The sequence below is a fragment of the Bradyrhizobium sp. genome, from assembly GCF_019242285.1.
Classification (GTDB): Bacteria; Pseudomonadota; Alphaproteobacteria; order Rhizobiales; family Xanthobacteraceae; genus Bradyrhizobium.
The window spans coordinates 1-4,303 of sequence record NZ_JAFAVV010000943.1; the positions used below are offsets into that span (position 1 = coordinate 1).

The 4,303-nt window shown below is 65.7% G+C and carries 5 protein-coding genes; all 5 read left to right on the forward strand.

Going from position 1 to position 4,303, the window contains the following annotated elements; genetic code table 11:
* Positions 1-473 (forward strand): LysR substrate-binding domain-containing protein (locus JOY90_RS38535; RefSeq protein ID WP_291696311.1); only part of this gene is annotated, 473 nt, incomplete at its 5' end.
* A gap of 277 nt (positions 474-750) precedes the next feature.
* Positions 751-1,755: a Na+-dependent transporter gene (locus JOY90_RS38540; RefSeq protein WP_291696312.1), complete on the forward strand. Its 1,005-nt coding sequence runs from the start codon at positions 751-753 to the stop codon at positions 1,753-1,755.
* A gap of 12 nt (positions 1,756-1,767) precedes the next feature.
* Positions 1,768-2,997 (forward strand): sodium:proton antiporter, encoded by a 1,230-nt coding sequence (locus JOY90_RS38545; protein WP_291696313.1) that lies wholly within the window; start codon positions 1,768-1,770, stop codon positions 2,995-2,997.
* Between the two features lie 99 nt (positions 2,998-3,096).
* Complete coding sequence (locus JOY90_RS38550) at positions 3,097-3,975, forward strand: transporter substrate-binding domain-containing protein (protein ID WP_291696314.1); 879 nt, start codon at positions 3,097-3,099, stop codon at positions 3,973-3,975.
* A 63-nt stretch (positions 3,976-4,038) separates the two neighbouring features.
* On the forward strand, positions 4,039-4,303 hold a 265-nt coding region (locus JOY90_RS38555; protein WP_291696315.1), incomplete at its 3' end, for a DUF3551 domain-containing protein.

Sequence of the window (4,303 nt, forward strand, 5' to 3'; positions counted from 1 at the left end):
CCGTGCTGCTCACCTCCAACGTGCAGAACCCGGACCTGTCGATGGAGACATTGATCGGCTCGCGGCGGCGGCTGTGGGTCGCGTCGAAGCACCATCTGCTGCAGCGCGATTCCGTCGGGTTGAAGGAAGTCGCGGCCGAGCCCTACATCATGCTGACGGTCGACGAGGCTGCGCACACCTCGCTCAAATACTGGAGCAAGACGCCGTACCGGCCGACGGTGACACTGCGCACCTCCTCGGTCGAGGCGGTGCGCTCGATGGTGGCGAACGGACAGGGGGTCGCGATCCTGTCCGACATGGTGCTGAGGCCGTGGTCATTGGAAGGCAAGCGCATCGAGACCATGGTGCTGCGCGATCCGATTCCGGCCATGGACGTCGGTCTCGCCTGGCGGCGGGAGGCCGAATTCACGCCGGCGATGGAGGTTTTCCGCTCCTATTTCCGCCAGGCTTTTTATATTCCGACGATGCGCTGAACCGCGCGGCCGATCTCCCGATACGGGCGGTAGCTAGACGACCGATTCCATTAGATCCGTCGCTTCCAAGCTCTCCGACCTCATCCTGAGGAGCGAGACTTCGCCACCGGCGAAGGCTCGCGTCTCGAAGGATGGCCGCTGCGCAACCGTCGCCCGTGGCCATCCTTCGAGACGCATCGCTTGCGCGATGCTCCTCAGGATGAGGTGCGGTGGATGCTGACAGGCCCTTACCGAATGCATAGTCGCACCATCCAATCTTTCCGGCTAAAAGCTCGACATGACGTTCAATTTGCCGGGGATCATCACCCTCCCCGTTCGCGCCCTCGCCTGGATCGGCAGCCAGGGCACCCGCGCCATCGCCGCGCTGGTGTTCATCGGCGTTGCCGTGCCGCCGCTTGGCGAGCTTTTGAAGCCGTTCGTCACCGAGGCCATCTTCCTCCTGCTCTGCCTCTCCTTCATGCGGGTCGACCTCGCTGCCCTGCGCGGCCATCTGCGCCGGCCGGGCCTCGTCCTTGCGGCGACGGCGTGGACCACGCTCGCGGTGCCGCTTCTAATGGGGCTCGCTTCGCTCGCGAGCGGCATCAGCACGCGCGCGCCTGACCTGTTCCTCGCGCTGATGCTGCAGGCGGTGGCTTCGCCGATGATGGCTTCGCCCGCGCTCGCGGCGCTGATGGGGCTCGACGCCACGCTGGTGCTGGTGACGCTCGTGACCTCCACGGCGCTGGTGCCGCTGACGGCGCCGCTGTTCGCCTATGCTTTCTTCGGCGGCTCATTGACGCTCTCACCGCTCGGGCTCGGGCTGAAGCTCGCCGCCATCCTGGCCGGATCGCTGCTGGTCGCGGCCGCGATCCGCCGGGCAGCGGGAATGACCGCCATCCAGAAGCACAAGCTCGAAATCGACGGCATCAACATCCTGGTGCTGCTGGTGTTCGTGTCCGCCGTGATGGGCCATGTCGCCGGCGGCCTGCTGGCCGATCCCCTGGCGACGGTCGGATCGTGCCTGCTGGCCTTTGCCGTGTTCTTCGTGCTGACCGGCCTGACCGCCCTGCTCTTCCGCGCTGCCGGCCGCGAGCGCGCGCTGTCGATCGGTCTGATGGTATCTCAGCGCAACATGGGGCTGATGGTAGCAGCGACCGAGGGCGCCCTGCCCGGCCTTACCTGGCTCTATTTCGCGCTCAGCCAGTTCCCGATCTACCTTGCTCCACAATTGTTGAAACCGATCGTGCGGCGATTGCGCGCTGACAAGCCGATGGCCGTCGCCGGCGAGGCCGCCGACGCATAGATTGGCCCCACCATGACAACATCGATCGAAATCGCCCGGCATACGCTGCTGGCATGCGGGCTGATCCTCGCGATCGGCACGCTCGCCGCCTTCATCGCGCAGAAGGTCCGGATTCCCGATGTCGCGATCTTCCTGCTTGCGGGCATTGCGATCGGGCCGCACGCACTCGGGCTGATCGATATCGGCGCCAGCTCGGCGCTGAACCAGATCATCCTCCTGTTCGGCGCGAGCTACATCCTGTTCGACGGCGGCGCCGCCCTGCGCTTTGCCGTGCTCAAGAAAGTCTGGATCACGATCCTGGTGATTGCGACGCTGGGCGTGCTGATCACCGCGAGCATCACCGCCCTTGCCGCCCATTTCGTCCTCGGCCTGCCGCTCGCCACGGCCGGCCTGCTCGGCGCCCTGCTTGCGCCGACCGACCCCGCGACCTTGATGCCGATCTTCCGAACGGTGCGGATTCGCGCGCGCATCGCCCAGACCGCGATCACCGAGTCCGCATTCAACGATCCGATGGCCGCGATCCTGACTTTTGCGTTGTTGGGGCTCGCGAACGGCAACGGCGATTTTTCGCTGTCGCACGCCCTGTTTCAACTCGTCTGGGAGTCGGCGATCGGGATCGGCGCCGGCGTCGTGCTCGGCTATCTCGCAGCACTCCTGATCGCACATGAGCGATGGGCGTTCCTCGCCGAATACGCGCCCGTGGTGACCCTGGTCGCCGTGATCGGGGCCTATTTCGCGGCGAGCGACCTGCAGGCTTCGGGCTTCATGGCGGTGTTCGTGTTCGGTGTCGTGCTCGGCAACAAGGAAAGCTTTGGATTCCGCATGGAGCCGGGCGAGGCGCAAAAGCTCGACGAGTTCGTGCTGACGACCGCCTTCATCATGCGCCTGTTCATTTTCATACTGCTGGGAGCCCAGGTCGATTTCGCCGAGGTCGGCCGGCACTGGCTCGGCGGCGTCGCCGTGGTCGCGGTGCTGATGCTGGTGGCGCGGCCGACCACGGTATTTCTGTGCGCGGCGCCCGACCACCGGGCGAAGTGGAGCCTTGCCGAGCTGCTGTTCATGTGCTGGACGCGCGAGACCGGCGTGATCCCGGCGGCGCTCGCGGGCCTGCTGCTCGGCCTCCGCGCGCCCGGCGCCGACGTGATCGCCTCCGTCACCTTCGTCGCCATCCTCCTGACCATCCTGATCCAGGCACCGACCACCGAATGGCTGGCACGCCGGCTCAAGCTGATGGAAGAATGAGCAGCGGTGCCGTGCACGAAGACGTTCGCGGCGAGGTGACGCTATTGCTGAGGCGAAGCGCGGACGCTAGGTTTCGCCGACCCGCCGCAGGAGAAGCCCGTGACACCATCCGACGACCCCAGGATTTCCGAAGATCGCCGTGAAGCTTTGCGCTATGCGCTCGCGATCGGCAGCGGGGCTGCGCTCGCTTCCGCGATCGCGAGCCCGGCCGCGGCGGAGGAGACGGCCGAGAACACGCTCGATCGCGTCCGCGCCAACAAAGTGCTTCGGATCGCGGTGCTGCCGGGCGAGCTGCCCTATTTCAACAAGGATCTCGCCAGCGGCACCTGGTCGGGCTTCTCGATCGAGATGGCCAACGACCTCGCCAAGCTGCTCGACGTCAAGCTGGAATATGTCGAATCGACCTATGGCAATTCGATCCTCGACCTGCAGTCCAACAAGATCGACCTCGGCTTCGCGCTCAACCCGACCCCGCAGCGCGCGCTGGTGGTGGATTTCACCCATCTCGTCTTCCCGCATCCGTTCGGGGCCATGCTGAAGAAGGGCCTGGAGGCCAGGACCTGGGCCGACATCAACAAGCCAGAGGTCAGGATCGCGGTCGACGTCGGGTCCGCCAACGAGGCAGTGGCCCGCCGCTTCGCGCCGAACGCGACCATCAAATCCCTGAAGTCGCGCGACGAGGTGATGCTGGAGATGTCGTCGGGGCGGGTCGATTGCGTCGTCAACGCGCTGGTGCTCGGCCTGACCGCCATCGCCAAGAACCCCAACCTGGGCAGCTACAAGATCCTGCAGTCGCCGTCGGTCACCATCGCGAGCGGCATGGCGGTGCGGCGCGAGAGCGACAAGCGCTGGCGCGATTTCCTCTCGGTGTGGGTCGACTACAACCGCGGCATCGGCCAGATGCGCGAATGGTTCGTCAGGGGCCTCACCCTCTCCGGCGTCAAGCCGGAGGACGTGCCGGTCGAATTGAATATTTGATTTCCCAGCGCGACAAATCTCTGTAGGTATCGGCGTCGTTCGACGCCGAGCATGGAGGTTCTGATGCGCGCTGCGATCTGGTCAATTCTCGCGACGGCGGCGGTCCTTGCCACCGCCCCGGCGCAGGCCCAGACCTACGATCCGAACTATCCGGTCTGCCTCCAGGTCTACCGGAGCATGGTCGATTTCTATTTCGAGTGCGGCTACACCTCGATGGCGCAGTGTCAGGCCTCCGCGTCCGGCCGGTCCGCGAGCTGCGTGGTCAATCCCTATTACGCCGGGCCGCGCGCCAAGCCCGGCCCTCGCCGCAAGCGGCCGCACCAGTACT

Excerpts from the sequence above, each read along its gene's own strand:
- JOY90_RS38540 (WP_291696312.1), top strand. The coding sequence starts at position 751 with ATGACGTTCAATTTGCCGGGGATCATCACCCTCCCCGTTCGCGCCCTC.
- JOY90_RS38545 (WP_291696313.1), top strand. The coding sequence starts at position 1,768 with ATGACAACATCGATCGAAATCGCCCGGCATACGCTGCTGGCATGCGGG.